At 64.4% G+C, this 26,083-nt stretch carries 27 protein-coding genes and 3 pseudogenes; 25 read left to right on the top strand and 5 right to left on the bottom strand.

The features are described from left to right. Both F6X40_RS07040 and F6X40_RS07035 read right to left on the bottom strand, forming a co-directional pair. Positions 1 to 600 (bottom strand): hypothetical protein (locus F6X40_RS07040; RefSeq protein ID WP_187627253.1); only part of this gene is annotated, 600 nt, incomplete at its 3' end. A 259-nt stretch (positions 601 to 859) separates the two neighbouring features. After that, a complete protein-coding gene (locus F6X40_RS07035) occupies positions 860 to 1,342 on the bottom strand; it encodes a hypothetical protein (RefSeq protein ID WP_184070388.1) in 483 nt (160 codons plus the stop codon). Between the two features lie 467 nt (positions 1,343 to 1,809). On the opposite strand from F6X40_RS07035, the gene F6X40_RS07030 reads away from it, so the two are divergent. The 15 genes and pseudogenes from F6X40_RS07030 to F6X40_RS06965 form a co-directional block, all read left to right on the top strand. Then, positions 1,810 to 3,033: a sensor histidine kinase gene (locus tag F6X40_RS07030; RefSeq protein ID WP_316251794.1), complete on the top strand. Its 1,224-nt coding sequence runs from the start codon at positions 1,810 to 1,812 to the stop codon at positions 3,031 to 3,033. 556 nt (positions 3,034 to 3,589) lie between these two features. Continuing rightward, on the top strand, positions 3,590 to 4,381 hold the full coding sequence (locus F6X40_RS07025; protein WP_262421392.1) for a GntR family transcriptional regulator: 792 nt from the start codon (positions 3,590 to 3,592) through the stop codon (positions 4,379 to 4,381). Positions 4,382 to 4,479: 98 nt separating this feature from the next. Then, positions 4,480 to 4,746, top strand: coding sequence for a hypothetical protein (locus tag F6X40_RS07020; protein ID WP_187627252.1), 267 nt, complete (start codon positions 4,480 to 4,482; stop codon positions 4,744 to 4,746). Continuing rightward, a complete protein-coding gene (locus tag F6X40_RS07015) occupies positions 4,743 to 5,513 on the top strand; it encodes a cupin domain-containing protein (RefSeq protein ID WP_184070384.1) in 771 nt (256 codons plus the stop codon). The genes F6X40_RS07020 and F6X40_RS07015 overlap by 4 nt, the downstream gene beginning before the upstream one ends. Further along, on the top strand, positions 5,510 to 6,058 hold the full coding sequence (locus tag F6X40_RS07010) for a 2,4'-dihydroxyacetophenone dioxygenase family protein (RefSeq protein ID WP_184070382.1): 549 nt from the start codon (positions 5,510 to 5,512) through the stop codon (positions 6,056 to 6,058). The genes F6X40_RS07015 and F6X40_RS07010 overlap by 4 nt, the downstream gene beginning before the upstream one ends. Positions 6,059 to 6,081: 23 nt before the next feature. Further along, positions 6,082 to 7,329 carry a CaiB/BaiF CoA transferase family protein gene (locus tag F6X40_RS07005; RefSeq protein WP_187627251.1) on the top strand — a complete coding sequence of 416 codons (1,248 nt, stop codon included), beginning with the start codon at positions 6,082 to 6,084 and terminating at the stop codon, positions 7,327 to 7,329. Then, positions 7,326 to 8,090, top strand: a complete 765-nt coding sequence (locus F6X40_RS07000) for an enoyl-CoA hydratase-related protein (protein ID WP_187627250.1) — start codon at positions 7,326 to 7,328, stop codon at positions 8,088 to 8,090. The genes F6X40_RS07005 and F6X40_RS07000 overlap by 4 nt, the downstream gene beginning before the upstream one ends. Further along, a complete protein-coding gene (locus F6X40_RS06995; protein ID WP_184070376.1) occupies positions 8,075 to 9,883 on the top strand; it encodes an acyclic terpene utilization AtuA family protein in 1,809 nt (602 codons plus the stop codon). Before F6X40_RS07000 ends, F6X40_RS06995 begins: the two co-directional genes overlap by 16 nt. Continuing rightward, positions 9,880 to 11,040, top strand: coding sequence for an acyl-CoA dehydrogenase family protein (locus F6X40_RS06990; protein WP_187627249.1), 1,161 nt, complete (start codon positions 9,880 to 9,882; stop codon positions 11,038 to 11,040). Before F6X40_RS06995 ends, F6X40_RS06990 begins: the two co-directional genes overlap by 4 nt. A 122-nt stretch (positions 11,041 to 11,162) precedes the next feature. Then, positions 11,163 to 11,594, top strand: a complete 432-nt coding sequence (locus tag F6X40_RS42205) for an SDR family NAD(P)-dependent oxidoreductase (protein ID WP_311540137.1) — start codon at positions 11,163 to 11,165, stop codon at positions 11,592 to 11,594. Next, positions 11,591 to 11,989 (top strand): SDR family oxidoreductase, encoded by a 399-nt coding sequence (locus tag F6X40_RS42200; protein ID WP_410452388.1) that lies wholly within the window; start codon positions 11,591 to 11,593, stop codon positions 11,987 to 11,989. Before F6X40_RS42205 ends, F6X40_RS42200 begins: the two co-directional genes overlap by 4 nt. Before the next feature lie 179 nt (positions 11,990 to 12,168). Next, the gene (locus tag F6X40_RS06980) at positions 12,169 to 12,663 is read left to right on the top strand and encodes a YbhB/YbcL family Raf kinase inhibitor-like protein (RefSeq protein WP_187627248.1); all 495 of its coding nucleotides are present in this window, start codon (positions 12,169 to 12,171) and stop codon (positions 12,661 to 12,663) included. A gap of 201 nt (positions 12,664 to 12,864) precedes the next feature. Beyond that, complete coding sequence (locus F6X40_RS06975) at positions 12,865 to 13,998, top strand: porin (RefSeq protein ID WP_187627247.1); 1,134 nt, start codon at positions 12,865 to 12,867, stop codon at positions 13,996 to 13,998. 45 nt (positions 13,999 to 14,043) lie between these two features. Beyond that, positions 14,044 to 14,409 carry a BON domain-containing protein gene (locus F6X40_RS06970; protein WP_262421391.1) on the top strand — a complete coding sequence of 122 codons (366 nt, stop codon included), beginning with the start codon at positions 14,044 to 14,046 and terminating at the stop codon, positions 14,407 to 14,409. A 72-nt stretch (positions 14,410 to 14,481) separates the two neighbouring features. Then, positions 14,482 to 14,810: pseudogene (locus F6X40_RS06965) on the top strand (DDE-type integrase/transposase/recombinase); the annotation flags it as partial. Here F6X40_RS06965 and F6X40_RS06960 read toward each other — a convergent pair. Then, positions 14,788 to 15,035, bottom strand: a pseudogene (locus F6X40_RS06960) (VOC family protein); the annotation flags it as partial. The pseudogenes F6X40_RS06965 and F6X40_RS06960 overlap by 23 nt on opposite strands. Before the next feature lie 640 nt (positions 15,036 to 15,675). Beyond that, positions 15,676 to 16,560, bottom strand: coding sequence for a LysR family transcriptional regulator (locus F6X40_RS06955; RefSeq protein WP_184039479.1), 885 nt, complete (start codon positions 16,558 to 16,560; stop codon positions 15,676 to 15,678). Positions 16,561 to 16,789: 229 nt separating this feature from the next. Between F6X40_RS06955 and F6X40_RS06950 the strand changes: the two genes are divergently transcribed. From F6X40_RS06950 to F6X40_RS06910, 9 genes and pseudogenes are all read left to right on the top strand, one after another. After that, positions 16,790 to 17,536, top strand: coding sequence for an SDR family NAD(P)-dependent oxidoreductase (locus F6X40_RS06950; protein WP_187627246.1), 747 nt, complete (start codon positions 16,790 to 16,792; stop codon positions 17,534 to 17,536). A gap of 54 nt (positions 17,537 to 17,590) precedes the next feature. Then, positions 17,591 to 18,475: pseudogene (locus tag F6X40_RS06945) on the top strand (hypothetical protein). Between the two features lie 16 nt (positions 18,476 to 18,491). Continuing rightward, complete coding sequence (locus tag F6X40_RS06940; protein ID WP_187627245.1) at positions 18,492 to 18,890, top strand: DUF427 domain-containing protein; 399 nt, start codon at positions 18,492 to 18,494, stop codon at positions 18,888 to 18,890. A gap of 9 nt (positions 18,891 to 18,899) precedes the next feature. Beyond that, on the top strand, positions 18,900 to 19,643 hold the full coding sequence (locus F6X40_RS06935; RefSeq protein WP_184070362.1) for an SDR family NAD(P)-dependent oxidoreductase: 744 nt from the start codon (positions 18,900 to 18,902) through the stop codon (positions 19,641 to 19,643). Between the two features lie 204 nt (positions 19,644 to 19,847). Next, positions 19,848 to 20,714 carry an alpha/beta fold hydrolase gene (locus F6X40_RS06930; RefSeq protein WP_184070360.1) on the top strand — a complete coding sequence of 289 codons (867 nt, stop codon included), beginning with the start codon at positions 19,848 to 19,850 and terminating at the stop codon, positions 20,712 to 20,714. 34 nt (positions 20,715 to 20,748) lie between these two features. Next, complete coding sequence (locus F6X40_RS06925; protein WP_187627244.1) at positions 20,749 to 21,495, top strand: SDR family NAD(P)-dependent oxidoreductase; 747 nt, start codon at positions 20,749 to 20,751, stop codon at positions 21,493 to 21,495. Positions 21,496 to 21,588: 93 nt separating this feature from the next. Further along, a complete protein-coding gene (locus F6X40_RS41820) occupies positions 21,589 to 21,882 on the top strand; it encodes a hypothetical protein (protein WP_222946013.1) in 294 nt (97 codons plus the stop codon). A gap of 324 nt (positions 21,883 to 22,206) precedes the next feature. Further along, positions 22,207 to 22,953 (top strand): SDR family NAD(P)-dependent oxidoreductase, encoded by a 747-nt coding sequence (locus F6X40_RS06915; RefSeq protein WP_184039500.1) that lies wholly within the window; start codon positions 22,207 to 22,209, stop codon positions 22,951 to 22,953. 76 nt (positions 22,954 to 23,029) lie between these two features. Beyond that, the gene (locus F6X40_RS06910; RefSeq protein ID WP_187627242.1) at positions 23,030 to 23,677 is read left to right on the top strand and encodes a glutathione S-transferase; all 648 of its coding nucleotides are present in this window, start codon (positions 23,030 to 23,032) and stop codon (positions 23,675 to 23,677) included. A gap of 370 nt (positions 23,678 to 24,047) precedes the next feature. Here F6X40_RS06910 and F6X40_RS06905 read toward each other — a convergent pair whose 3' ends face one another. Further along, the gene (locus tag F6X40_RS06905) at positions 24,048 to 24,971 is read right to left on the bottom strand and encodes a LysR family transcriptional regulator (RefSeq protein ID WP_184012337.1); all 924 of its coding nucleotides are present in this window, start codon (positions 24,969 to 24,971) and stop codon (positions 24,048 to 24,050) included. Between the two features lie 115 nt (positions 24,972 to 25,086). On the opposite strand from F6X40_RS06905, the gene F6X40_RS06900 reads away from it, so the two are divergent. Then, entirely contained in the window at positions 25,087 to 25,965 is an 879-nt protein-coding gene (locus F6X40_RS06900; RefSeq protein ID WP_187627241.1) for an NmrA/HSCARG family protein, read from the top strand. The last annotated feature ends 118 nt before the right edge of the window (positions 25,966 to 26,083 follow it).

Below are 26,083 nucleotides of genomic sequence, written 5' to 3'. Positions count from 1 at the left end.
GATGTGTATAAGGGACAGGCTCCACGCACCCTGTCCATTTCCCGAGTAAGCGTGGCTGTAGTAGCCGTGTCCATAGTACCCATGGCCCGAGTAGCCGTGGGCGGCCCAGTAGGTGTGATGGCCATAGTGGTAGTGGCTGTAACCGCCGCAACACCCGCCCCAGAAGGCGAACGACACCGACGGCCACCAGTAGTAGCCCGGCCAGTACCCGTAGTACGGGTATGGATACGCGTAGGGGTAGGCCGGTGGATAGGCGATTGGATAGTACGCCGGCGCGCCATAGGCGGGCGCGGGGGCGAAATCGTACGTCGATGGCGGCCCGTCGGGCGACGTGCCGTCGGGCATGTTGAAGTCCTCTGGCGCCGGAGCCTGCTGCGACGGGTCCCCGGGCGCGACGGGCACGCCATGCTGCGTGGCCGCCGTCGGCACGGCGGGATAGCCATTCGGATAGGCAGTGGAATAGGTAGCAGGATAGCCCGGGTAATACCCGTAGCCCGGATAGTAGCCGTACGGTACGTAGTAACAACCAGACAGCGCGCCGGACAACGCAAGAACTGCAACGGCGCTGCCGGCGCGCAACGCTGCATCGAGCGGGTTCATGACATGCTCCCTCGTTATTCGCGCGGCGACATGCGCCTCACACTTTCCATTCAGCTTATGTCAGGGTTCCATGTTGCACGTTATAAATTGGTAACGGCGTATTTCAGGTAGTGACCCTCCCGTAGATTGAACTGAACATCGCGAGGTCGTATCCGCCTTCAGCTTTTCGCAGATCGCCCAGATTTCCTTGAGCTTCAGCGGAGGCTTCTGATCAGTGAGCTTTGCGCTGGGCCGCGTGCAAGGCACCGTGAGGCCCGGACTAGCCTTTTTGCATCCAGTACTCGCCCTCGCATTTACTCTCATTTAGGTTCTGTGAGACGTCCGTGTTGGTCACAAAGTGAAGGATGCCGCAAATGCCACGCAGCTTCCCCGTGCCGCCAGTGAGCACCGTGCTTCCTATGACGGTGCGGACATCGGCGGACTGGCCGGTTGCAGACTGTGAGATCCCGTCAAACTTGCCGAAAATCTTGTCGCCGTCTTCCAGGTTGTAAAACCCATAGCCGATGACGGTGCCGTTGCCATCGACGGTGTCAACGGTGCCGCGCATCCATTGCTCCGTGACGCTTACGCCAGCAAACATCAACGCGCCCTTGGGAAAGGTGCGATGCAGTTCATAGAGTGCGAGCGAATGCCCCGGTATGTCTTCAACGTCCAGCAGGTGAAGCAGCGTGTATTTCGAATTTTCGCCTGACACCTCGTAGGATATTTTCTCCCGCCTTTGAGCGGAACTTGACTGGTTCATAGTCAGCCTCCATTGCGTAGTCCGTTCACCTTGCCGATGACTTTGCCACTAACTTCGGTAGCGGGCACCCGCAAAGCACTTTCAGTATCGGACGCGCCGTGGCACCCGCAAGGGATTTTCACATCCGTTTCGGCGTTCCGCCTTAACACGGTTCGGAGACCGTAGACGACCCGATCCGGCCGCTGGACCCTTCGCCACCTCAATGGCAGCTTCCAATGTTCAACGGTCATCCGGGCCTTCATGCCAGCCGACAACGTACAGCGCCATTCCGGCTGGTACCACGGCGCCGGCGAATGGCCGTTATCGAGCATGATCAGGGTGGAGACCGGCATCGACCCGGTCAGCTCCGGGCGTTCGCTCTGCGTGACAGCTAACGCCTACCACAACCGAAACCTGGCGGTAGGTGACCTATGATTGAGCCATCGAGGTGCGGCACTTGCACTCCCTAATCCGAAGGAGCGAGAACCGTGATCAAGGAGGCGACCAGATCCCGCGTTCATCAGGTCACAGAAATCATCGGGCGCGAGCCCCATTCTTTTGGTGGAGCGAGAACAAAATGGGGCCTCCTTCAGGGTTTCCCCCCTGCACGGGCCAAGACCCTGGTCGGCGTATTAACCATGCTCATCTTTGGCTTGGACTACTACTCGCCAGGCGACATCAATCCTGCGATTTTCTATGTATGTGTAATTGTGGCCCTGGCCTGGAGTCGGTCCGCTCGATGGTTGTGGGGCGGTACTGCGGTCACGGCGGTGCTGACGGTGGTCGGTTTTGCTGCGGGAAACACACCGGTAGGGCACCCAAATTTCGACTGGATTGACTGGACTAACCGCTGTATCACCATCAGCGTGCTAATAGTGACCGCAGGCTTTGTCCACATTGGAGTCGGCCTGAGCAAGAAGTTGGAAGCGCGTGAAGCGCTGCTGGCGGAAGTCGCCGCCCGCGAGCGTGCCGAGGCAGCGCTTAGGGAGGTGCAGGCGGACCTTGCACATGCCGCGCGCGTCTCGACGCTGGGCGAACTGACCGCCTCAATCGCCCACGAGCTGAAGCAGCCGCTCGCCGCTATCAGCACGAATAACGAAGCCGGTCGACACTGGATCGACCGGCAAGTGCCCAACATAGCGAAGGCGCTCGAAGCGAGCGCGCGCATCACAGCCGACGCGCGGCGTTGTGTGGACATCATTGTCCGCATTCGCGAGATGGCGGTCCGGCGAGTGCCCGAGCACAAGCTGGTGTCGCTTGACGAGCTCATCGACGAAGCCCTTGTGTTTCTACGTCCTGAAATCCAGTCACGCGGCGTCACCGTATCGCACCGGTTCGCTCTGGGAGGGTTGAAGGTGCTCGCTGACCGCATCCAGCTCCAACAAGTGATCGTCAACCTCCTCGTCAACGCCATGCAGGCGATGGAGCAAGCGGGAAGCCCAGAGCGCAAGATCACCATCAGGACCACCGTGCGGGATGCCTCTACCCTGTGCTGCGCTATCGAGGACAGCGGGCCCGGCATCGCCCCCGAGCACGTCGGCCGCCTCTTCGAGAGCTTCTTCACGACCAAGGAAAACGGCATGGGCTTGGGCTTGCCCATTTGCCGCTCGATCCTCGAATCCCACCACGGGCGCATCGCGGCGGACAACGCATCCGCCCATGGCGGTGCTCGCTTCTACTTCACGATTCCGGCGGGCACCGCCATCGGCTAAGCGGCCGACGCGGCTTCGGTTCCCGTCGCCCAGATGGAGTACTTCTGAGCGCGCGGCGGTAACTCATCGCGGCGCAGTGTCGCCGTTATCCCGAGCCGACTGCTAGAGTCGCCCCATCGGGAGCTTGTGGAATCGACCGATCAATCGGGCGCTGAGATGTCTCTTGCTCCCGCAAACGAAGAGGTCGCAGATAGGCTCGACGTGGCGGGCCGTTTTGGGCGTGCTTCGGTGCTTCGGCGCTGGCAGTTTCGCTCTTTCCGCGCTCGGACAGAGCGCATCGGTACCGCATCCACCCTCGTGATGTCCGTGCGATTGATCGATGGATCAACGGAACAGGTAGGCCCCTTCCTGGGTGGAGCGGCCGTTTGAGTGTCCATTTGTTGGTGCGGGCGAACGGCCGGAGACGGCCGAAAGTCGCCCAAAAGCACGACTGGTGCATGAGCAGCAAGGAAAGTTGTTTGGGTGTGCCAGAAACGCGAGCGACTGCTCGCGCATCGCTGACATATAATTCGAAAGTTGGTTAATTAGGATTTATATGATGGCGGATGAGCGACACATGGAGACCGCGCGGCCGGAGCTGCCAGCCGAGCGCGGCGTTGCGCAATATCACCGGCTGGCGTCCCTGCTGCGGCACCGAATTGCGAAGGGCGAGTACCCGCTCGGCACGCAGCTGCCGCCGATCACGCAACTCGCGGACGACCTGGGCGTCGCCGTCATCACCGTCCGGCAAGCATACGAGCTGCTTTCCAAGGAAGGGCTTATCCGCAGCCAGCGGGGCGTCGGGACCCACGTTGCAGCGCTGCCCGCCGTCACGGGCGACCTCGAACAGGTGATCAACAACCCCTTCGCCGCACCGCAGGCGCTTGCCTTCGAGATACTCGAAGTCGGCCGCCGCACCCTGATGCCGCAGGAGCTACTCGCGCCGGATGACCGGCCGGCTGGCGAATACGTGTGCGTCCGTAAACTGCACACCTATTCCGGCGAGCCGTTCTGCTACGCCGAGATCTATGTGCCCACGCCGGTTTTCGAATCGCTGCCCAAGGACATCGCCATGCAGCGGAAACTGCTCGCCGCGGTGCTCGACAAACTTGGCGCGCGCTGCAAACGCTTGCGACAACGCGTGACCGTGATACCCGCCGATTTTCCTCTGTGCGATATGCTGAAGATCCCGTTTGCCTCGCCCGTCGCGAAGATGTCGCGACGCCTGGTTGACGGCAAAGGCAACGTGCTGTACGCCGGTGCGACCTGGTATCGGGGCGACCGCTACGTTTCCGAGATCGACCTCCCCGCGTCCGCCCTGAAAACCGTGCCTGGGATCACCGAGCCGCAGCGGCGGGCTGTCGGGTAAGCCCGGACTTGACGCCGCTTTGCGCATGCCTAAACTACTAACATTAGGCATTTAGGTTTAAGTCCCTGAAGTTGAGTCCTGATTGGAGCTCGATGCGCATGCGGAACCTTCTCGTCCTCCTGGCTACCCCCGTCCTTGAGCCGCAAGCGATGGCGGTGGCCCCTTATCCGGCCAAGCCCATCAAGATCATCGTTCCCTTTCCGGTCGGAAGCGGACGGGACGCCGGGGCGCGCGTGCTCGACCAATCGCTGCCCGCCAGGAAGGGCCAGCCCGTCATCGTGGAAAACCATCCCAATGCCTCCGGCTTCATGGCGGCGCAGGCCGCCGCCCCGGCGGTCAAGATCGCATGGAGCCAGCCCGAATGAAGCCCGTACCTACCGTGGTCAGGGCGGCCGATCTTGCCGCCTACGCGCCGGCGAACCATACCGGCACCTCTAACGTGCGCGTGATCGGCCCCGAGACTGTCGGCGCGACGGCGCTCGAAGTGCTGGTCGGCACGATCGTGAAATCGCACGGCGCGCGGGCGCACGCGCACCCCCACCTGGAGCAATGCGCCTACATGATCGAGGGAACCGGCGAGTCGGGGGCGGCGGGCAGCGTGGAAGCGATGGCGCCCGGGACCTGGGCCTACGTGCCGGCCGGCGTATTCCATTCGTTTCGCGTGACCAGCGACCAGCCCGGGCGTGTGCTGGTCGTCTATACGCCGCCGTATGGCGAGAACCCGGCGCACACGATCACGGAACCCGACGACGCTGCCGCCGCGCCCGCTCACGGCAAGGTGCGCGTGCTTGCCGCCGGCGACGCCGCCACCGGCACGGTTCCCCTCATCGACCGCGAGACCGCTGGCGCGCGCTGGGTCGACATTGCGGCGCTGCGCATGCCTACCGGCAGCCCATCGGTCTGCACCGCGGAGCCTGACGCCGAGCAGGTTCTCTACGTCGAAGACGGACGCATCGACGCACGTGTCGACGGGCAGGACTTCGGTCTCGCCCCGGGCGACTTCCTGTTTCTTCCGCGCGGGGTCGCCGCCTCCCTGCGCTGTTTGCCGGAGCAGCCTGCATCCGGCTTCCTTATCAGGGGGCGGCTTCCATCCACTGCTTCAAATCCAGTAACAACGGGAGACAATTCATGAACGCAAGAATGCTCGCGCAGCCCACCACGTCCACCGGCGCCCCGCTGCCGCTGCCCGCTCTGCCACAGGACAAGCTCCTGACCGTCAACATCGAGCAGATCCCGCTGATCAGGGATGTCTTTCCGGGCATCCACATCAAGCCGCTGCGCCTTGACCTGGAGCGCGGCGAGTGGGTCTTCATGGCCATCCTGGAACCCGGTTGCTCGCTGCCGATTCACTACCACACCGGTACGGCGCAGGTGTGGACGATCCAGGGCTGCTGGGCGTATCGCGAGTACCCCGAGCAGCGGCAGACGGCAGGCTCCTACCTGTACGAGCCCGGCGGCTCGGTGCACACCTTCTACACCCCCGAGGACAACACCGAGGACACCATCACCATCGCCTGGATCGAAGGCGCGCAAGTGAGCTTCAACGAGGACGGCACGTTCCACTCGCTCAATGACGCGGTCTCGATCCGATACGCGATCGAGGCCCTCGCGGCAGCGCGCGACATCGGACCGGTGCCCTACATCCGCGGCAATGGCGCCGACGTAGCCGGTTCCTGACCGGAAAGAGGAGCACGGACAGAATGAGCAACGACTCGAACCAGGGTGGGCCGCTGGCCGGCCTGCGCATCATCGACATCACCGAAGTCGTCATGGGACCTTCGGCCACGCAGATGCTGGCCGACCTGGGGGCCGACGTGATCAAGGTGGAGCCGCCCGGCGGCGACATGCTGCGCGCCGTCGGACCCGGCGGGCGCTCGGGCGCCGGCCCGCTGTTCCTCAACCTGAACCGCAACAAGCGCAGCGTCATGCTGGACCTGAAGCGCCCTGCCGGCAAGGAAGCGCTGCTGAAGCTGGCGCAGACGGCCGACGCGCTGGTCTACAACGTGCGGCCGCAGGCGATGCAGCGCCTCGGGCTGGATTACGAGGCGCTGCGGCTGGTGAACCCGCGCATCGTCTACGTCGGCACCTTCGGCTTCAGCCAGCGCGGCCGCTATGCGGACTCGCGCGCCTTCGACGACCTGATCCAGGCGGCCGTCGCGATCCCCGAGGCCAGCGTGCGGGCCGGTTCCGACGTGCCGCGCTATGCCCCGCTCAACCTCTCGGACCGGGCCACGGGCCTGTACGCGTTCGGCGTGATCTGCGCGGCCCTGCTCGCGCGCGAGCGCACGGGTTGCGGGCAGGCGGTGGACGTGCCGATGTTCGAGACCACCGCGCAGATGATGCTGGGTGATCATCTGTACGGCCACACGTTCATCCCGCCGCGCGGCGGCTTCGGCTATCCGCGGCTGCTCAACCCGCAGCGGCGGCCGTACGCAACGCAGGACGGCCTGGTGTGCCTCGTCGTCTACACCGACGAACAGTGGCAGGCCTTCATGCGCGTGGTCGGCGAGGCCGAGCGGTTCAACAGCGACCCGCGGTTTGCCGACGGCGAATCGCGCACGCAGCATGTCGAGGCGCTGTACGAGATCCTCGCCGACAAGCTGAAAGCGCAGACCACGCAGCAATGGCGCGAGCTGCTGGAGCCGCTCGGCATCCCGGTGTTGCCGGTGCACACCTTCGAGTCGCTGATGGACGATCCGCACCTGCAGGACATCGGGTTCTTCCAGCAGTTCGAGCATCCCACCGAAGGCATGCTGCGAACCATGGCGGTGCCCAGCGAATGGCCGCAAACCCCGCTGCCGCCGCTGCGCCCGCCGCCGCTGCTGGGTGAGCACAGCGCGCAAGTGCTGGCCGAGGCCGGCTACTCGCCGCGGCAGATCCGCGAGATGGCGCAGGCGGGCGTGACGCAAGTGGCGGCGTGCAGCGAGTCAACGGGAGTCGAAGCATGACCGAGGTCGTGCACGCCAGCCGGCAGGACGGGCGGCTGATTCTCACCATCGACCGTCCGGAGCGCCGGAATGCGCTCAACGCGGAAGTGATCGGCACCTTGCAGAAAGCGCTGGATCGCGCCCGGACTGACGAGACGATTCGCGCGGTGGTGCTCACCGGTGCGGGCGACGAGGCGTTCTGCGCCGGCGCCGACCTGAGCGGGGATGCCTTCGCGTTCGACTACGCCACGCCGACCAGCGCCTACGCCGACCTGCTGCGCACGGCCCGCACGCTGAACGTGCCGCTCGTCGCGCGGGTCAACGGCGCCTGCATGGCCGGCGGCATGGGCCTGCTCGCGATGTGCGATCTCGCCATCACGGCCCGGCACGCGAGCTTCGGCCTGCCCGAGGTGAAGGTGGGCGTGTTCCCGATGCAGGTGCTCGCCGTGCTGCAGGCCCAGTTGCCGCTGCGCTGCCTGGCGCAGCTGTGCCTGACGGGCGAGCCCATCGACGCGGCGCGGGCACGCGAGATCGGTCTGGTGAACGAGGTGGCTGACGACCTCGACGCTGCGCTCGAGCGCCTGCTGTCACGGCTGCTCGCCAACTCACCTACCGCGCTGCGGCGCGGCATGTATGCGATGAAGGCGATGCGCTCGATGTCCTTCGAAGAGGCGATCGCCTTCGGCGAAGGGCAGATCGGCCTGCTGGCCCTGACCCAGGACGCGCGCGAGGGCCTGACCGCATTCAAGGAAAAAAGGAAACCGCAATGGACGGGCAACTGACATCGTCGACGCCGGGCAAGGTTGTGCGCATAGGTGGCGCCTCAGGCTTCTGGGGCGACAGCAGCCTCGGACCGCTGCAGCTGGTGCGCTGCGGCGCCATCGATTACCTCGTGTTCGACTATCTCGCCGAGCTCACCATGTCGATCCTCGCGGGCGCGCGCATGAAGCGGCCGGAGGAAGGCTACGCCATCGACTTCGTCACGGTGGCGCTGCGCTCGGTGCTGAAGCAGACCGTCGAGCAGGGCATCCGCATCGTCAGCAACGCCGGCGGCGTGAATCCGAGGGGCTGCGCCGCGGCGGTGCGGGCTCTGGCCGACGAACTCGGCGTACCGGTGCGGGTCGCGATCGTCGAAGGCGACGACGTGCTCCCGCTTGCCGCCGCGATGCGAGCGGCCGGCACGGTCGAAATGACCAGCGGCGAGCCCATGCCGGAGCGCCTGGTGACGGCCAATGCCTATCTCGGTGCACTGCCCATCGCGCGGGCCCTGGCCGCGGGCGCCGACATCGTCATCACCGGCCGCTGCGTCGACAGTGCGGTCACCCTCGGCGTGCTGATGCACGAGTTCGGCTGGGCGGCCGACGACTTCCACCGGCTCGCCGCCGGCAGCCTGGCCGGCCACATCATCGAATGCGGCTGCCAGGCGACAGGCGGCCTGCACACCGACTGGGCCAGCGTGCCGGACTGGGCGAACATCGGCTATCCGATCGTCGAGTGCCGCGAAGACGGTAGCTTTGTGGTCACCAAGCCCGCGGACACCGGCGGCCTCGTCACGCCCGCAACCGTCGGGGAGCAACTGCTGTACGAGATAGGCGATCCGGCCAACTATCTGCTGCCGGACGTGACCTGCGACTTCCGCCAGGTGCGCATGGAGCAGGCCGGGCCGCATCGCGTGCTCGTGACCGGCGCGCGCGGCCGCCCGCCAACCGGCACCTACAAGGTCAGCGCCACCGCGCCGGCAGGCTTCAAGGTGTCCGGGCAGCTCACCATCGTCGGGATCGACGCCGCAGCGAAGGCCAAACGCACGGGCGAGGCGCTGCTCGAGCGCGGCCGCCGGCTGCTGCATGAGAGCGGGTTCGTGGATTTCCTGGCCACCCATATCGAGCTGCTCGGCACGGAGTCGGCTTACGGGCCGCATGCGCGACCGTTGCCGACGCGCGAAGTCGTGTTGCGCCTGACGGTGACGCATGCCGACCGGCGCGCACTGGAGATGTTCAGCCGCGAGTTAGCCGCACCAGGCACATCCTGGTCACCCGGTACGACCGGTGCCGGTGGCCGTCCCTCGGTGTCGCCGGTGCTGCGGCAGTTCGCCTGGCTCATTCCGAAGGCGCGGGTGACGCCGACGGTCACGCTCGACGAGACGACGTACACCGTGACGCTGCCGTCACCGCAACCGCAGGTCGCGCCTGGACCGCTGGCGCCCATCGAGGGCGCGCTGCCCCCCGGCCCACGCCAGACCGTGCCGCTCGTGAGAATCGCGCTCGGACGCAGCGGCGACAAGGGGGACACCTCCAACATCGGCCTCATCGCGCGGCATCCGGCCCTGCTGCCGGTGCTGAAAGACCAGGTGACGTCAGAACGCGTCGCGGAGTACCTCCGCCATCTGATGCAGGGGCCGGTCCACCGTTACGAGCTGCCCGGCATCCATGCCATCAACCTCGTCTGCGAGCGGGCGCTGGGCGGCGGCGGCATGGCGTCGCTGCGCAACGACCCGCTCGGCAAGGGCATGGCGCAGATGCTGCTCGACATGCCGGTCGACGTCCCCGCAGACCTGCTGCAGGAGCGCCCCGCATGAATTTCGACTTCTCCGACGACCAGCTTGCAATCCGCGACGCCGTCGAGGCCCGCTGCGCCGACTTCGGCGCCGATTACTGGCTTGAGCGGGACCGCGATGGACGCTGGCCCAGCGAGTTCTGTGACGCCGTCGCTCGCGGCGGGTGGTTCGGCGTGACCATGCCCAAGGAACACGGCGGCGCCGGCCTCGGCATCTCCGCGGCTGCGATGGTGATGCGCACGATCGGCAAGCTCGGCTCGGCGGCGGTGTCGTCGGTCCACCTGAACATGTTCGGCCCGCAGCCGGTGGTCGTGTTCGGCAGCGAGGCGCAAAAGCGCCGCATGCTGCCGCCGTTGATCGACGGTTCGGATCGCGCCTGCTTCGGCGTGACCGAGCCCAGCGTCGGTTCCGACACCACACGCGTCAGAACCTTCGCCCGTCGCGCGGGCGACCGCTACATCGTCCATGGCCAGAAGGTCTGGACCTCGACCGCGCAGCACGCCAACAAGATCCTGCTGGTGGCCCGCACGACGGCGATCGAGGCATGCGCGCGGCCGATGGACGGCGTCACGCTGTTCTACACCGACCTTGACCGATCGCGCGTGCGCATCAGCGAGATCGACAAGATGGCGCGCAAGGCAGTGGACTCGAACGAACTGTTCATCGACGGACTGGAGATCCCCGTCGAGGATCGCATCGGCGACGAAGGCCAGGGCTTCAGGTACCTGCTGCACGGCCTGAATCCGGAGCGCATCCTCGTCGCGGCTGCCGCGCTCGGCGCCGCTGAGACAGCGCTGGCGCGGGCAACCGACTACGCCAGGGAGCGCGTCGTGTTCGGCCGGCCGATCGGCAAGAACCAGGCGATCCAGCATCCGCTGGCGGAATGCTGGATGCACCTGCAGTCGGCCGAACTGCTGATGTGGAAGGCGGCGGCGCTCTACGACGCCGGCAAGCCCTGCGGTGTCGAGGCCACGGCGGCCAAGTACCTGGCGGCGGAGGCCAGTTTCGAGACGTCGTTGCGTGCGGTGCGCACGCACGGCGGCTACGGCTACGCGAAGGAGTACCACGTTGAGCGCGGCCTGCGCGAGAGCGTGCTGTCGCTGCTCGCACCGGTGACGCAGGAGCTTGCGCTTTGCTACGTCGCCGAGCAGGCGCTCGGGCTGCCGAAGTCGTACTGACCCGCGCAGCGCGAGACAAACCGCATCCAGGGCGTGGCAAAGGCAGGTCCGACGACACCAACCGGATCAATCAGCAACGGTCCATAAACCCGAGCCTGGAGACTGCGAAATGACGATGAACCTTGCGGGAGGACAGTTTCATGAAGAGGTTTGAGGGTAAGGTCGTAATCGTCGTCGGCGCCGCTGGCCACGGCAACATGGGGCAGTGCATTGCCCGACGCTTCGCCGGCGAAGGCGCCAGCGTGATTGTGGCTGGACGACGCGCGGAGCCGTTGGATCACCTGGCAAGCGAAATCGGCGGCGCCAGCCGGCTTTGCGATTTCACGCGCAAGGAAGACGTCGAAGCCCTCGTCGCCTTCGCGCACGAGCGCTACGGCCACGTCGATGTCGGCATCAACGCCACGGGCTGGGGACTTCTCCGGCCGTTCGAAGACACGAGTGAGGAAGAACTGCAGGCGATGATGGATCTCCAGTTCAAGGGGCCCTTTCAGTTCATGCAGGCGCTCGTGAAAGCGATGAGGCAAAATCCGACGCCGGGGGCTCGATCATCATGATTTCGTCGGCGACCGCGACGATCATGCTTGAGAACCACGCCGCCTATATGGGCACCAAGGCTGGCACCGACCACGTCGTGCGCTGTGTCGCCAACGACTTTGGCCATCTCGGAATCCGCGCCAATTCGATCTCTCCTGGCATCACTCGCACGCCGATGTCGGGTGACGCCCTGAACATCCCCGAAATATTGGGGGCCTTCGAGGCCGGCTATCCGCTCGGACGTATTGGCACTGTGGACGACGTCGCCGAAGCGGCTCTGTGGTTGGCAAGCGACGTGTGCTTCATGACGGGACAGAACCTGCAGGTCAATGGCGGTCTGACGCTGCGCCGCAATCCGACAGCGACGGAAATGGGCGCCGCCTATGCCCGGGTTATCGCGGACCTGTCCGCATGACGGAATCAATGGGGCAGACACGATTGAATATTCGTCCGCCGCCGAACGTGTCGTGCGAGGGGAGGCCGTGACGCAGCTGGAGGAAGCGGCGCCATGACAAATAAGTGCATCGGTTCTGGGGCGCATCCAGGCGATGCAGCTTCCTTGGTTCTCAAATCCAGTAAATCAAAGGAAATGGCGTGAGCATCTTCACACTGATATCGCCTGAATTCAGGGATCAGGACCGGCTGCAACTGGTGCATGAGTTCAATGGCTTCGACGGAACCGGCCAGAACCGCTCGCCCGCGCTGCAATGGCACGGCGCGCCGGCAGGCACCAGGAGCTTCGCCCTGACGCTGTACGACCCGGACGCACCCACCGGCAGCGGCTTCTGGCACTGGATCCTGTTCGATATCGATTCGTCCGTCACCCAGCTCGCCGCAGGCGTAGGCTCACCCGACGCCACTGACCTGGGCGCCAGCGGCACTCAGGCCATCAACGATTACGGCGCCACCGGCTACGGCGGTCCCTGCCCGCCCAAGGGCTTGCCGGCGCACCGCTATATTTTCACCCTGCACGCGCTGGGTGTGCCCAAGCTGGAGCTGCCGGCCAACCCGCCGAACGCGGTGGCGCGCTTCGTGATCTACCAGAACACGCTCGCCATGGCCACCCTGACTGGCCTCTACAACCGCTGAGGGTGCGCCTTGCTGTCACTGTTTGAACCGCTCGCCAGCAGCCCCAGGGCCATCTGCCCGAATCGAGGAGCACGATCTAAGCATGGGGACTGCTTCCTGCCCACTCGATGCCGGTAGAAACGCCCGGCCCAGTTTCATTCCAGCACTAGCCGTACGCCTGCCGGAAGTGTCCCGAGATTGCAACACAACTAGGAGACCGAAATGAAATCGAAGTGGGGTGGCGCTGCAGCGCTTGTCGTGTTCGCGAGCGCAGCACACGCGCAATCGTCGGTGACGCTGTACGGCATACTCGATACCGGGTTCCTGTATCAGAGCGCGAACGCGAGCAACTTTCAGTCGAAGGTGAATCTCGGGCATGTCTACGAGCTCAAGGACGGTGGCATCTATGCGAGCCTCTGGGGCCTGAAGGGCACCGAGGACATCGGCGGCGGCTACAAGGTCAACTTCAAGCTGCAGGGGTCGTTCGACACGCCCACCGGGAGGGCCGGATTGGCCGACACACCGACCGCCACCGCGATGTTCAACCAGCAGACGACGGTGGGCGTGTCGAGTCCATACGGCACGCTCGACCTGGGCCGGCAGATCCTGCCGATGATCTATGCGATGGCGGACACCGACGTACGGAACGCCCAATACTTCGGCAGCATCCTGACCGCGTGGCTCGGCCTGAACCAGGCCGCGGGCTGGCCGGGCACCAGCACGAACGGCTCGATCGGCGCGCTGTATGACGACAATGCGATCGTCTACCAGTCGCCGAAATTCTACGGCGCATCGCTTGCGCTCGAGTACGCGCCGGGCGGCGTCGCCGGGAAGTTTCAAGGCGGCACGCGCGAGTCGGCCGTGCTCAAGTATTCGAACTACGGCCTCAACGTGGCGGGGGTGTACTACAACGGACACGATGCCAACCCGTTTGCGCCCAACGGTGCCGTGACCCCGGCGACAGGCCTGAACAACAACCGGTTCTGGTACGTTGGCGCGCAATACACGTTTTACAATGTTTCCGTGTCGACGTCGTACGGCATGGGCAAGAACCCGGCGAAAAGCAGTCAAGACAGCTTCGAGATGATCTCCGCTGGCCTCGGCTACCAGTTCACCCCATTCTTCAAGGTCACGTCGGGCTTCTATTACTTGAGGGACCGAAATTTTTCCTCCAACCAGTCGAATCTGTTCGCGGTGGGCGCCGAATATAACCTGTCCAGGACCACCCTCGCCTACGCACAGGTCGGGTACGTCAACAACCGGGGCAACATGAGCCAGACGATCGTATACGCTGCGCCGGTTCCGGAAGGAACGTCGAGCACCGCAGCAATGATCGGCTTCCGTCACGCTTTCTGACCCCGTGAACCACGACAATCGGAGCATCGAATGAGCACAAGCAACATGGCACTCAGGATGGCCGGCGGCATATTGCTCGCGCTGGCATCGGTTCACGTCTCGGCGCAGTCAGGCGCAGCGAGCGCGGCGTCGAATGGTGCCGCGACGGCGGCGTCGGCCGCACCGGCGGCCAAATCGGACCGGGCGGCCAGTCGCGCACTGCGCCGCAAGGTCTATTCGGCCATCGTGAAGCACAAGGAGATCAACGCCGGGAACATCAGTGTCGTCGCGAAGGGTGGTGCAGTCACCCTCTACGGGACGGTCGTCGACCCATCGCAGATCGACAAGGTGGCCGAAATCACCAAGGGCGTCCCGGGCGTCATCTCCGTGACCACCAAGCTGACGGTCGAGAAACCGTTCGGCGGCCAGTAAGCTATGGCGGTTCTGTTGCAGTAAGGCCGGTCCGCTATGATGTGCGGAACGACATGAACGACTGAAAGCTCGATGAAGACGATGAATCCGGTGGTGGCCCGAGTGCTCAAACGCCTGCATTATCCGCTGGACGTGATTCTGACTTGCGTGCGCTGGTAAGTGGCCTATCCGCTGAGCCTACGGCACCTTGAAGACATGATGGCTGAGCGCGGCGTTTGGATCGATCATTCGACTGAGCACCGCTGGGCCATCGAGCGCTGTTGCCGGTGCTGGAGAAAGCGTTTCGCCGCCGCAAGCGTCCGGTGGGTAAGAGCTGGCGGATGGACTAGACGTACATCCGCGTCAAGGGGGAATGGCGGTATCTTTACCGGGCCGTTGCTCGATGCGCAGGCACAGATGATCCATATTGCGCCCCGCACCTGGCGCACCGCTCTCTGGGCGATCGATCTTTCCGCCGACCTTCAGCAGATCGATCAGCGAGTGCCCGGCGTGTAACTGGATGAGCCCGAGATCCGCCTGTTCCTTTTCCACACTGCAACCAAGCACATCGCAGTAAAACCGGGTCTCGAATCGAGATCGGCGGCCCTGATCACGACGTGGTCGATCTCACGGATTTGAAACTCCATGGAAAAGCCTCCTCCTTCGTCCGGTTCTTCGTGCCGCTCGCGGGAACTTTCCGAGTGTAGGAGAAGGACGAGCCGGGCGTTAGCCTAGTCGCTTCGCCGAAGGTGAATCCGCTTGCTCATCGCCATGCGGATCGCACGTTGTCGGTATTTGCAGAGACGACCTGACCGTCGGTGATGTTTTTGAATGCCCCGGTGTACGCGCACGGGGCGATCAGGATTTCCGGCGGCATCATCGCGCGCGGGCCAGATCTCCGCGCTGTCCAACAGACGGCTGCTGCCCAATAGAAAGTGCGCACGAAAATCGCGTCGCGTTTGAGCGACGTTGCGTCCGGTGCAGTTCCAGTCGGCGGGCAGTCACTTTGAGCGACCGTTGTAGCTCGCGCAGCCGACGTTCGAATGTCCGCGTGACAGCGCGAGCCAACGGCCGTAGATGGCGGCGGATTCAACCGGTGGAGCAGCCAACGGGCTCCTCGACGCCGCGATGGCAAACGGCGGGAAGCAGTCAAAACGTCCCTCGGACCTATCCCGGTCTGGAATGAGCCGCATTCCTTTCCGCCAGTTCCCGCGCTGGTTGCGAATGGATACATTGCACAGCAACGATCTCGATCGCCGCGAGGCGGTCCATGCGATTCTCCCTCACTCAGTTGGCGGCAATCAGTTCATCCGCTCTCGACAGAAACATCTTAAGCACAGGCGATGCATTCGAACGACTGTAGCCGATCGCGAGATCGACGGTCGGCGCTTCGCCTTCCAGCGGCCGGCTCACCACCGACCACGGCAACAGGTTAATCGCATACTCGGGCATCAGCGACAGCCCGCGCGTCGAAGCGACGAGCGACATGGCCATCGCCAGGTTGTCGACGCCGTGCTCCGGCTTGGGGTCGAGCCCGTTCTCGTGCAGATAGCCCGCGACCACATCGTGCAGCACGCGCGCCTTGTTCGACGCCATCACAAACGTCTCGCCTTGCAGGTCCGACGGATGAATGGCTTGCTTCGCCGTCAGCCGATGATCGCTCGGCATCAGCACGACAAGTTTCTCGCGATAGACAACGCGATAGTCGAGATCCAGCCCCGGCTCCATGCGCACGAATGCAAGATCGAGCTTGCCGCGCGCCACGGCGTCGGCGAGATCGGGCGAATAGCCGCTCGACACCGTCACGTCGATGTTCGGCAACTCGTCGCGCAGCACCTGCATCGCGCGCGGCAGCCAGGTCATTTCCTGGCCTGTCAGAAAGCCGAGTGCGAAAACCTGCTTCGCGGGACGCGCAGCACGGCGCGCCGCTTCGATCGCGGCGTCGACCTGCGCTAGCGCAAGCCGTGCATGGTCGAGAAAAGCCTTGCCGGACGCGGTCAACTCGACGCCGCGCGCGCTGCGGCTGAACAGTTCCGCACGAACTTCGTCCTCGAGATCGCGGATCTGTCGGCTCAGCGAAGGCTGCGACGTGTACAACCGCTGTTCTGCGGCGACGGTGAGGCTGCCCGTTTCCGCAACGGCAACGAAATAGCGCAGATGACGTAGCTCCATGCGTTCTCCTGTTTTGCTCCGTTCTATCGCTCCACTTCGGGCCATGCTTCCGGGCCATGCTTCCAAGGCATGCCGGCAAGCCTACAAAGTCTTTTTCCGTTACGCAAGCAATGGCTAGATTATCTGCCAGCAGTCGCATCGAGCAGCGCGGAAGCCGGCGGCCCAGTTTCGCAGCCATACCTGCCTGTTATCGCTGACGGCCCGCCGATCAACCAGACGGAGCTTCGCCATGAATGACCTCGCAGGAAAAACCGCGCTTGTCACGGGCGCATCTCGCGGCATCGGCCGCGCCATCGCACTCTCACTCGGCCGCGCCGGCGCGCAGGTGCTCGTGCACTACAGCAGCAACGAAGCGGCGGCCGATTCGGCCGTCGCCGACATCGTCGCAAGCGGCGGCCACGCGCAGAAAATCGCCGCCGATCTGCGCACCGCCGACGGCCCGCATACGCTTGCCCGACGCGTGCGCGCCGTCGTCGGCGGACGGCTGGACGTGCTCGTCGCCAACGCGGGCATCGCCAGCGCCGCGAGCATCGAAGACACGACGGTCGAAAGCTTCGACGACCTCTTCGCCGTCAACGTGCGCGCGCCCTATTTCCTCGTCCAGCAGCTTCTGCCGATGTTGTGCAAAGGCAGCAGCGTCGTGCTGCTTTCGTCGCTGGCAGCGCGTGCATCGGTTGGCGAACTGGCTGCGTACGCCGCGACCAAAGGCGCAGTCGATACGCTCGTGCGCCACTTCGCTTCCGCGCTCGGCGAGCGCGGCGTGCGCGTGAACGCCGTCGCGCCCGGCGTCGTCGCGACCGATATGTCCAGCTTCGTGACAACCGACCAAGGCCGCGATTATGCGCTGAGCCTGCAGGCCTTGAAGCGCGTCGCTCAGCCTGACGACATCGCCGGCGCGGTGAGCTTTCTTGCTTCAGACAGGGCGAACTGGATCACGGGCGACACGCTGCGCGTCGACGGCGGATCGAAGCTCTGAGTCACGTTAGAACGGCAATGGACCCGATCCATTTCAATCGATAAGGCATCCGGAATGACTGATACAAACTTAAAACTGTTCTCGTCCACCACAGTAGGACGACTGCAACTGTCACATCGCGTCGCACACGCACCGATGACGCGCCTGCGTTCCGACTCCGACGACAGCCCGAGCGCGATGATGGTCGAGTACTACCGGCAGCGCGCGTCGCAAGGCGGTCTGCTGATTACCGAGAGCGCGCATCCTTCATACGACAGCCGTGGCTATGTCGGCGCGCCGGGCATTTACATGGACCAGCACGTCAAAGCGTGGAAAAAGATCACCGGCGCCGTTCACGCGAAAGGCGCGCATATCTTCATGCAGATCGCACACGACGGCCGTCAGTCGCACGTCGATCTGAGCCGGGGCAATGCGCCCGTTGCGCCCTCTGTCGTCCCGTACGAAACCACCGTGTTCACGCGGAACGGCTGGGTGCCAAACTCGCCGCACCGTGCGCTGGAGATCGACGAAATTCCGGCCATCGTCGAGTCGTTTCGTCGCGCGGCGGAACGCGCGAAAGCCGCGGGTTTCGACGGCGTCGAGTTGCACAACGCGAACGGCTATCTCGCCGGCACGTTCCTGTAGGACGGCGGCACGAACAAACGCACCGACGCCTATGGCGGCACGATCGAAAAGCGCGCGCGTTTTTCGCTGGAACTGGTGGACGCGTTCGCGTCCGTGTGGGGCGCGGATCGTGTGGGTGTGCGTGTCTCGCCGAGCGGCCGCTGGTTCTCGTCGAACCCTGATTTGCCCGAGCGCCTGCGCCGCAATTTGCCGCTCACGCCGTATCAGCGCGACGCTTTCTGGGGCGGCGACGAACGCGCCTACACCGACTTTTCCGCGTACGACGCAGCCCGCAGCGACGCTGCCGCCGAAGCGTCGACAGACGAAACCACCTGATTCAAGGAGTCACAACATGTCGACCAGTAACACCTCCAACACAGCAAAAACCGTCAAGATTCCCGGCCCCGATCATCCGATCACGATCGAGCGCAATCCTTCGCGCGTCGTGGTCAAGGTCGCCGGCCACACGGTCGCCGACACGCGCGACGCGCTGACGCTGCGTGAGGCGCACTATCCGCGCGTGCTCTATATCCCGAGAAAAGATGTCGACATGACGTTGCTCGAACGCACCGGCCATTCGACGTACTGCCCGTACAAGGGCGATGCCGCGTACTTCTCGATCCCGTCGGGCGGCGAGCGCGCCGTCAATGCGATCTGGACTTACGAGTCGCCCTATCCCGCCGTCGAGCCGATCCGTGATCGCCTCGCGTTCTACACCGACCGTGTCGATTCGATCGAAGAACACGCATAAGGAACCGACATGAACGAACAGACAGTGGTGCTCGTCACGGGCGCATTGAGCGGCATTGGCCGCGCGACCGCTCTCGCCTTCGCGCGCTCGAAAGCACGCGTCGTGATCTCAGGCCGGCGAGCAGACGAAGGTCAAGCGCTCGCCGATACGCTCCGCTCGCTCGGTGCTCAGGCGGAGTTCATTGAAGCCGACGTGCGCGTCGAAGACGACGTGCAGGCGCTCGTCGAGCGCACGGTCGCGCGCTTCGGCAGGCTCGATATCGCGGTGAACGCGGCCGGCACGGAAGGCGAATCCGCGCCCGTCGTCGAACAGACGACCGCGCGCTATGCAGCCGTGTTCGACGCGAACGTGCTCGGCACCTTGCTCGCGATGAAGCACGAACTGCGCGCGATGTCGGCGCAGCGCGGCGGCAGCATCGTCAACGTGTCCTCGACGATGGGCGCGCGCGGCGCGGCGGGCGCGTCGCTGTATGTCGCGAGCAAGCACGCCGTCGAAGGGCTGACGAAGTCGGCCGCGCTCGAAGCCGCTGCATCCGGCGTGCGCGTCAACGCGGTCGCGCCGGGGCCCGTGCAAACGCCGATGCTCGACAGGCTCACGCAGACGTCCGAGCGCAAGACAGCGTTTCTCGACACCGTGCCGCTCAAACGCGCCGGCACGCCTGACGAAATCGCCGAAGCAATCGTGTACCTGGCGTCGGCCGGCTTCATGACGGGCGAAGTGCTGCGCGTGAACGGCGGCCGCACGGCGTCGTGAGCCAGCCCCCGTGGCATGCCTTTCAGGCATGCCACACAGCTTATAAAGTCTTTTTCTTCGTGGTTCGACGCGCCTACATTACCTGTCAATACGGCGCGATAAGAAGCGCAGACGGCCAGCCCCCCGCAACAAGCCCGACGCACCCATACGTTTCAGCTATACCGCGCCGCATCGACTTCAACCGGTTCTGAAAGGACAACTGCCATGACCCGCCATACTCACCAGACCGCGCCGACCCAGTTCGTCGAGGCCAACGGCATCCGTTTCGCGTATCGCCGCTTCGGCAATCCCGGTGCCGTGCCGCTCGTGATGAACATCCACTTCACGGGCACGATGGATCATTGGGATCCCGCCGTCACCGACGGTCTCGCGCAAAACCGCGAAGTGATCCTGTTCAACAACGCCGGCATTTCGAGCAGCTCGGGCACCGTGCCGGAGTCGATCGAAGAGATGGCCGCCAATGCCGGCGCGTTCATCGAAGCGCTCGGACTGAAGCAGGTCGACGTGCTCGGCTTTTCGATGGGCGGACTGATCGCGCAGGAACTCGCGATCGCGAAGCCTCTGCTCGTGCGCCGCGTCATTCTCGTCGGCACGGGCCCACGCAGCGGCGAAGGCATGGCGACGCTCACGCCGGAAGCACAGGAGATATTCGGCGCCTCGTATGCAAATCCCGACGACCTGTGGCTGCGCGTGCACTTTTCGCATTCGGAAGCGAGCCAGGCGGCAGGTCGTGGCTTTGTCGGACGGTTCCGTCTGCGCGCCGACAACCGCGATCCCGAAGCCAGCGACAAGGTCGCGCCCGCGCAACTCGCCGCGCTCGCGAAGTGGGGCGCGCCGCGCGAGAACCCGTACGACTATCTGGACGCGCTGAAACAGCCGACGCTCGTCGTCAACGGCGACAACGACGTGATCATCTACTCGATCAACTCGTGGCACTTGCAGCAGCACATCCCCAACGCGCAGCTGATCCTCTATCCGGACGCCAATCACGGCTCGCTGTACCAGTACCCGGAGCGCTTCGCCGCGCACGTCGATCAGTTCCTCTCGGAAGCGGACGCGCCGCAGGCGTAACGCCCTCTCACACGACATCGAACGGAATTTCATCATGACCAACCTGACAGGCAAGACCGCCCTCGTGACGGGCGCATCCCGCGGCATCGGCCGCGCCACGGCGATCGCGCTCGCCAAAGCAGGCGCGCGCGTGCTGGTCCACTACAGCAGCGCCGAGCAGGCCGCCGACTCGGTCGTCGCGGCGATTCGCGCGGCAGGCGGACAGGCCGACAAGGTCGCCGCCGATCTGCGCGACGCGCACGGGCCACATGAACTCGCGAAGCGCGTGCGCTCGCTGACGGGCGAACGGCTCGACATTCTCGTCGCGAACGCGGGCATCTCGAAGGCCGCGCCGATCGAAGAAACGACCGTCGAAGATTTCGACAACCTGTTCGCCGTCAACGTGCGCGCGCCGTTCTTCCTCGTGCAGCAGTTGCTGCCCGTGCTGGGCGACGGCAGCAGCGTCGTGTTGCTGTCGTCGCTCGCGGCGCGCGCCTCCATGAACAATCTGTCGGCATATGCAGCGACCAAAGGCGCTGTCGACACGCTCGTGCGCCACTTTGCGTCCGCACTCGGCGAACGTGGCATTCGTGTCAACGCGATCGCGCCGGGCGTCGTCGAAACAGACATGTCGAACTTCGCGAAAACGGACGCGGGCCGCGATTTCACGCTGGGCATGCAGGCGCTCAAACGCGTCGCGCAGCCTGACGATATCGCGGGCGCCGCTGTGTTCCTCGCCTCCGACGACGCGCGCTGGGTAACGGGCGACACCTTGCGCGTCGACGGCGGATCGAGGCTCTGAGGTGCTCGCAGCCGCGCGCCTTCTGAATCGCGGCGCGTGCGATCGTTCAGACGTTGTGGACGAGCGCCGCGCCCGCGATGAGCGACGCCTGGCGTGCGCGCCTGGCACGCGAGCAACACGACGATCTTCGCGATTGTCTGGGGCATGACCAACCTTCTTTTAAAACGCCTGTGTTACGGAGCAATTCGTGCAGGCGATTGCGCGGCAGCCGTATCGATGCTGTTGCTCGCACTCGCCGAGCGCGTTCATTCGCTGCCGCTGCTGATCGTCTCCGTCCTCGTGGCGCGCATCGGGTACGCGCTTCTCTTCATGGGCGGCCTCGCGTTCGCGATTACGGCGTCCCACGCAGGCCTGAGCGATGCCGTCACGAATTGCGCATCGCGATAGCTGTAGCGTGCGTGCTGACGGCAGCAAGCTCGGGAAGGTTCGGGACCTCTTGTAGCAATCCGTGATGGGCAAGCTGTCTGAGCGAACGGTTGCCCGCTTCGAAAGTACGCACGAGTGCGTGCGCAACACGTGTTTCCGGCAATATGCCCGAGGTGCTGAAAGACGTTCGGCGCCCTGATCCGTACGACATGCCTGCCAGGCATGCCCTCCAGCCTGGAAAGTCTTTTTCACGGCCGCAAGAGACGCCTAAAGTTAGCTCCGTCATGCTCACCGAGCAGCGCGATACGACCGACGTGTCGTGAAACCCACTGACAGGAGCCTCAAATGAACCAACCCGTCGTTCTCATCACTGGCGCCCTGACGGGCATCGGCCGCGCAACCGCTTTTGCGTTCGCCCGTTCAGGTGCGCGGCTCGTCGTATCCGGTCGACGCGCTGCGGAAGGCGCAGCGCTTGAAGCAGAGCTTCGCGTAGCTGGCGCCGAAGCACACTTCGTACAGGCGGACGTGCGCCGCGACGACGAAGTCCGCAACCTCGTGGATCAAACCGTCGCCCGCTACGGCCGGCTGGACGTGGCCGTCAACAACGCCGGCACCGAAGGTCGGCCTGGGCCCGTCGTCGAGCAGACCGCCGACAGTTATGCCGACACGTTCGACACCAACGTCCTCGGAACGCTGCTGAGTCTCAAGCATGAACTGCGCGTGATGACCGCGCAAAAGGCCGGCAGCATCGTCAACATCTCGTCGACTTACGGTCACGAAGGCGCTGCGTTCGCATCGGTCTATGCAGGCAGCAAGCATGCCGTCGAAGGCATCACGAAATCGGCCGCGCTTGAAGTTGCATCGACGGGTGTTCGCGTCAACGCAGTCGCGCCGGGGCCAACCGACACGGGAATGCTCGACCGCTTTACCAGCACGGCCGAAAACAAGGCAGCGCTCGCCGCCACGGTGCCGCTCGCGCGCATCGGCAAGCCCGACGACATCGCCGCAGCGGTGCTCTATCTCGCTGCCGACGGCGCCGCGTTCGTCACCGGTCAGATCCTGACGGTCGACGGCGGCAAGACGGCAGGCTAAAGCGACCTGACATGCTCGCCTGCGTAGCGACTGCTTTGCGGGCGAGTCAACGCTTCTCATCGAACTGGACCAGTACATGAATACCGATCTCACGCTTTACGAATCCACGGCTTCTCCCAACGCTCGTCGAGTCCGCATTTTTCTTGCCGAGAAAGGCATTGAGATTCCGACGAAAGCTGTGGACCTTGGTGCGAAAGAGCAATTCTCCGATGCGTACGTCGCAATCAATCCTCGCCGACAGGTTCCGACGCTTGTACTCGAAGACGGCACGGCGCTTGGCGAAGTCCCTGCAATCTGGCGCTACATCGAGGACGCGTATCCCACGAAGGCCGCATTGCTAGGCACGGCGCCGCAAGAGAAGGCGCTGATCGCGATGTGGGAGCGGCGCGCCGAACTCGACGGATTTGCGGCCGTGATGGAAGGCGTGCGAAACGCGGTCGCCGGATTGAAGGGGCGTGCATTGTCGGGCCCGCATGCTTATGAACAGATTCCAGAGATCGTCGAGCGCAGCAAGCTGCGCGTAGCCAACTTCTTCGCCGACTTCAACGAGCGTCTAAAGACGGTTCCTTTCGTGGCAGGCGACGAGTTTTCCGCCGCTGACATCACAACGCTGGCTACCGTCGATTTTGCGGCGGGCGCCATGAAGATGAGCATTCCCGCCGAATTCGATGCCCTGCAGACCTGGTACGACAAGATGTCGGACCGCCCTTCTGCGAAGGCATAAAGGACCGGACACGGAAGGCGATGCCCGATGTTTGGGCATCGCTACGTTGGCTAAAGAGTTCGTTTCAATCCTGGAAGGTGAAAGTCGCGCTATCGCGGTTCGGAACACCGTGACTGGTGGGGATCCGATGTTCGTCGTGCCCCGTCGCCATCCCGGAGGCCCGGCTTCCGAAGTGAAACGGCCAATCGAGTGTCCTGGCGGTGCCCCGGTGAACAGCCGAAAGGGGCCGGGTGCCGACTCATGCCATTGGCATACATGCTTCGCCCTTGCAGGGGTGCGTTCGGCAGCCGGGACCCGTTAGAGACACTCAATGTCGCCGAAAGCAGCCGCTCGACGGCTCGACCACGTCGCCGCGCTACCACAGAGAAAGCTAGCGGCGCGGAGAATCATTGGAGCTGCTAGCGCCACCCCATTTGCGTTCCCGACCCGGCAACTCCTGCAGCATAGTCATGAACGCTCGCACCTTCGCGCTCAGAAGCCGGCGCGAATTGTAAAGGGCCCAGATTTCCACGGGCGAGCCCGCCTTTCCCCAACAGGCGAGTCTTCCTGTCGACACATCATGCTCAACCAGCAATCTGGGCAAGAGCGCCGCGCCTACGCCCTCGAGCACCGCGTCACGCACCATCAGCAACGATGACAGCCGCAACACGGGCATCGGCCTGATCGCTATCGCACCACCGTCTTCCGTTCGCATGTGCCATAACGCGCCTGATGGTGCCGCGGCCGACATAACGGCCGGCACCTCCAACCCGGTTGCATCGGGTGCCGGTCTCGAAGGTATCGACATGCCCGGCGCCGCGACCACGAGGCGCTCGTCACCGAGGATGCGCCGTCCCACGAGCTGCTCGCCATGCGCCGGGTCGATACGGATAACGAGGTCGTAGCCGTCCTCCACCGGATCCACGATGCGGTCTTCTGCAATGACCTCAAGTTCGACCTGCGGATAGGCGAGCGCAAAGCGCGCAGCGATCCGGCACAGCACGACATGCGCGAAAACGACAGGCGCGCTGATGCGCAGCCGCCCGCGCGCCACCGGGGCGCGTGAGGCGAGCGCTTCACCCGCCTCCTGAATCTCAGCCATGAGCCCCCGCGTGCGTTCATGGAGTGCAACGCCCTCTTCTGTCAGACGCAGCCTGCGTGAGCCTCGCTCGATCAGCCTGACCCCGAGGCTTTCCTCGAGCTCGGCCACGCGCCGCGAGAGGGTGGCCTTGGGGCGGTCGAGCGCCCGGCTGGCGGGCCCAAAGCCACCGTGCAGTGCAACTGCATTGAAATCGCCGAGCGACGTCAAATCCATGATCGTTCCGTTTACGAGACGAAGTGTATGAATTCTGGCACTTTCGACTATTGAGCGAAACGACTATTGTTTGTCTCACGGGCGGACCCAGCCCATCCACTTCAAGGAGATACCCATGGCAGTCCTCGTTACAGGCAGCACGGGCGTGATCGGTAAGCAGGTTATCGAGCATCTGGGCGGCAGCGGTGCCGAGGTACGCGCGCTGACCCGCACACCGGAGAAAGCGCGATTTTCTGGTGGCGTCACCGCAGTGAAGGGCGACCTGTCCGACGTCGACGCGGTGCGGCAGGCGATGATCGGCGTCAGCACGTTGTTCCTGCTTGCGCCCAACGTCGCGGACGAGCTGACTCAGGCGGTGCAGACCCTGAGCGTCGCACGGGAAGCGGGTGTGAAAGGCGTGGTTTATCTGTCGGTGTTCAAGGGCGCCGAATACGTCGACGTGCCGCACTTCACCAGCAAACATACGGTCGAGCGCATGATCGAACACCTCGACCTGCCGGTGACAGTGCTGCGCCCCGCGTATTTCATCCAGAACGACGTCCGGCAGAAAGACCCGCTGCTTTCGCACGGCGTCTACGGCATGCCAATTGGCGCGAAAGGCATTTCCATGGTCGACGTCCGTGATATCGGCGAGGCTGCCGCGCGCGAACTGCTGCGCCGCGAGCGTGGCTCAAACCCGCTGCCGGGCGAGACGTACGAACTCGTCGGTCCTGACGTGATCAATGCGCAGACCGTGGTTTCGATCTGGGCCGAGGCGCTGGGACGTCCCGTCCGCTACGGTGGCGACGATCTCAACGTCCTTGAGCAGCGCCTCAAGTCGGTTGCTCCTGCCTGGCTCGCATACGACATGCGGCTCATGATGGGCCGGTATCAGCAGGACGGCGCGGTCGCGTCCAGCGCGCACGTCGAGCGTCTGGCGACGCTGCTGGGACGGCAACCGAGATCCTATCGGGACTTTGCCGTCGCCATGGCTGCGGCGTGGGCTAAGGACTGACCTGCCAGGATACGCGATCGCGACTTTCAGAGGCTGGCACGCGCGACGGGGGGCTTGACGGGGCCGACCCCTGCTCGCGGGTGTATTCCGCTGCTTATGAAGGCCGCGTGGATATCGA

The sequence above is a fragment of the Paraburkholderia sp. UCT31 genome (assembly GCF_014397655.1).
Classification (GTDB): domain Bacteria; phylum Pseudomonadota; class Gammaproteobacteria; order Burkholderiales; family Burkholderiaceae; genus Paraburkholderia; species Paraburkholderia tuberum.
This window is presented reverse-complemented; position numbering and strand designations above follow the sequence as displayed.

Coding starts and splice junctions, on each gene's coding strand:
- F6X40_RS07035 (WP_184070388.1), bottom strand. CDS start 1,342: ATGAACCAGTCAAGTTCCGCTCAAAGGCGGGAGAAAATATCCTACGAG.
- F6X40_RS07025 (WP_262421392.1), top strand. CDS start 3,590: ATGGAGACCGCGCGGCCGGAGCTGCCAGCCGAGCGCGGCGTTGCGCAA.
- F6X40_RS07020 (WP_187627252.1), top strand. CDS start 4,480: ATGCGGAACCTTCTCGTCCTCCTGGCTACCCCCGTCCTTGAGCCGCAA.
- F6X40_RS07015 (WP_184070384.1), top strand. CDS start 4,743: ATGAAGCCCGTACCTACCGTGGTCAGGGCGGCCGATCTTGCCGCCTAC.
- F6X40_RS07010 (WP_184070382.1), top strand. CDS start 5,510: ATGAACGCAAGAATGCTCGCGCAGCCCACCACGTCCACCGGCGCCCCG.
- F6X40_RS07005 (WP_187627251.1), top strand. CDS start 6,082: ATGAGCAACGACTCGAACCAGGGTGGGCCGCTGGCCGGCCTGCGCATC.
- F6X40_RS07000 (WP_187627250.1), top strand. CDS start 7,326: ATGACCGAGGTCGTGCACGCCAGCCGGCAGGACGGGCGGCTGATTCTC.
- F6X40_RS06995 (WP_184070376.1), top strand. CDS start 8,075: ATGGACGGGCAACTGACATCGTCGACGCCGGGCAAGGTTGTGCGCATA.
- F6X40_RS06990 (WP_187627249.1), top strand. CDS start 9,880: ATGAATTTCGACTTCTCCGACGACCAGCTTGCAATCCGCGACGCCGTC.
- F6X40_RS42200 (WP_410452388.1), top strand. CDS start 11,591: ATGATTTCGTCGGCGACCGCGACGATCATGCTTGAGAACCACGCCGCC.
- F6X40_RS06975 (WP_187627247.1), top strand. CDS start 12,865: ATGAAATCGAAGTGGGGTGGCGCTGCAGCGCTTGTCGTGTTCGCGAGC.
- F6X40_RS06970 (WP_262421391.1), top strand. CDS start 14,044: ATGGCACTCAGGATGGCCGGCGGCATATTGCTCGCGCTGGCATCGGTT.
- F6X40_RS06955 (WP_184039479.1), bottom strand. CDS start 16,560: ATGGAGCTACGTCATCTGCGCTATTTCGTTGCCGTTGCGGAAACGGGC.
- F6X40_RS06950 (WP_187627246.1), top strand. CDS start 16,790: ATGAATGACCTCGCAGGAAAAACCGCGCTTGTCACGGGCGCATCTCGC.
- F6X40_RS06940 (WP_187627245.1), top strand. CDS start 18,492: ATGTCGACCAGTAACACCTCCAACACAGCAAAAACCGTCAAGATTCCC.
- F6X40_RS06935 (WP_184070362.1), top strand. CDS start 18,900: ATGAACGAACAGACAGTGGTGCTCGTCACGGGCGCATTGAGCGGCATT.
- F6X40_RS06930 (WP_184070360.1), top strand. CDS start 19,848: ATGACCCGCCATACTCACCAGACCGCGCCGACCCAGTTCGTCGAGGCC.
- F6X40_RS06925 (WP_187627244.1), top strand. CDS start 20,749: ATGACCAACCTGACAGGCAAGACCGCCCTCGTGACGGGCGCATCCCGC.
- F6X40_RS06915 (WP_184039500.1), top strand. CDS start 22,207: ATGAACCAACCCGTCGTTCTCATCACTGGCGCCCTGACGGGCATCGGC.
- F6X40_RS06910 (WP_187627242.1), top strand. CDS start 23,030: ATGAATACCGATCTCACGCTTTACGAATCCACGGCTTCTCCCAACGCT.
- F6X40_RS06905 (WP_184012337.1), bottom strand. CDS start 24,971: ATGGATTTGACGTCGCTCGGCGATTTCAATGCAGTTGCACTGCACGGT.
- F6X40_RS06900 (WP_187627241.1), top strand. CDS start 25,087: ATGGCAGTCCTCGTTACAGGCAGCACGGGCGTGATCGGTAAGCAGGTT.